Genomic DNA, 1,671 nt, shown 5'->3' on the forward strand with positions numbered 1-1,671 from the left:
GCGAAGATAGAGAACACAGCACCCATTGAAAGTACGTAGTGGAAATGGGCCACTACATAGTAGGTATCATGCATTGCTACGTCCATTGAAGCGTTTGCTAGTACTACTCCTGTTAGTCCTCCAATTGTAAATAGAGCTACAAATCCTAGTCCGAATAGCATAGGTGCTGTATATCGGATAGATCCACCGTATGCCGTTGCTCCTACTCTTTCTTCGATCATTTCAGATCTAGGCTAAAAGAGTCTACCTTTAATTGCTTAAAGGAGTGGACTATGTCTTAGATCACCGTATATTAATTAATACTTAGGTTGACCTGGGGCGTATAGTCTCTACGCTTTTACATTAGCCGTTTCCAATTAATGATTTAGTTCGACGATTGTCCTATATATGTTACTTATTCCATATATAGGAGTTCTCTCGAATTTGCCCCGCTATATTATTACTTGATTATTACTTGATACTCTTAAAAATCTTGTACATCATTGAAGGATGCATATGCGGTGCTAGAATAGGATATAGCTTCCGCATAGAGGGAACTGTAATATAGATAATATGACGTCCTTCCGCCTTATGTAGTGCCCCCTTAATGTCATACTTAATAATTAGTGCATTAAGTAGTCGAATATTCTCTTCTAGTGTAAAGGATTGTGTGTGTAGATAAAGCCCTCCACCATTAGCCATAGTTCCATCTCCCATGATCCAAAAAGCAAGACATGGTGGAGTAAGATAGTCGAAGATATCCATAGGAATAGTCTTCACACCATTAGTATGGAACATATGATAAAGAATAGTAAAGCAAGGTAGAGTTCGTGTCACAACACTAACTCCATAGTGAATACCAGAAGGAAGAGTCGATTGTACCAGAGAGGGCATACTTGAGCAATAATGAGCTAGCACCTGAAAACAATGCCAGATAAAGCCAAAATTATGAATGGACTGCTTGATTGCTAGTCGAGCATTAGAGTTACCCTGCTTGTGCTTCATCATCCAAGCATCAGAAAGGATCATGCCAACCAGAATACAAAGAGTATTGAAAGGGATACCTACCATATTTCGAATAATAATATTGAATTGAGGGTACCCTACAGTCGAACCATGATTGGTACCATATGGTACAATACTAGTACAAGTATTATTAGGTAGAATCTTATACTTGGTCGCACGAGGGTATAGATAGCTAAGAGGTACTGTGATAATATTAAAAACAGTAATAATATAGTTGGCCAGTATATGAAGTGGGCCTAGCACTTCGTTTAGCCATGAGAATACCTTAATACCTGTTGGTACTGCGATGATCATAGAAGCTGCTGTAAAGTAAGCTCGAGTATCAACGTCAAGACCTACTGCGTACATATGGTGACTCCATACAATAAATCCTAGAATACCAATAGATGCAATAGCATATACCATCCCGAGGTAGCCAAAAATAGGCTTTTGTGAAAATGTTGAGATAATGTGTGAAATCATACCAAAACCTGGAATGATCATTAGATATACCTCAGGGTGTCCAAAGAACCAAAAGAGGTGTTCATATAGAACTGGGTCACCACCACCAGCAGGGTCGTAGAATGATGTGTTGAAGTTTCGATCTGTAATAATCATTGTTAGTGCACCAGCTAGAACTGGGATACATAGGATAATGATAATTGATTGGAATAGCATAGCCCATAC

2 protein-coding genes are annotated in these 1,671 nt (G+C 38.8%); both read right to left on the reverse strand.

Features of this window, described 5'->3' with window-relative positions; translation table 11 throughout:
• Nucleotides 1-221 (reverse strand): cbb3-type cytochrome c oxidase subunit I (locus ACYVJ0_RS13475; RefSeq protein ID WP_460818366.1); only part of this gene is annotated, 221 nt, incomplete at its 3' end.
• A 229-nt stretch (nt 222-450) separates the two neighbouring features.
• On the reverse strand, nt 451-1,671 hold a 1,221-nt coding region (locus tag ACYVJ0_RS13480), incomplete at its 5' end, for an LAGLIDADG endonuclease (protein WP_460818367.1).

The organism is Microbacterium petrolearium (assembly GCF_054782875.1).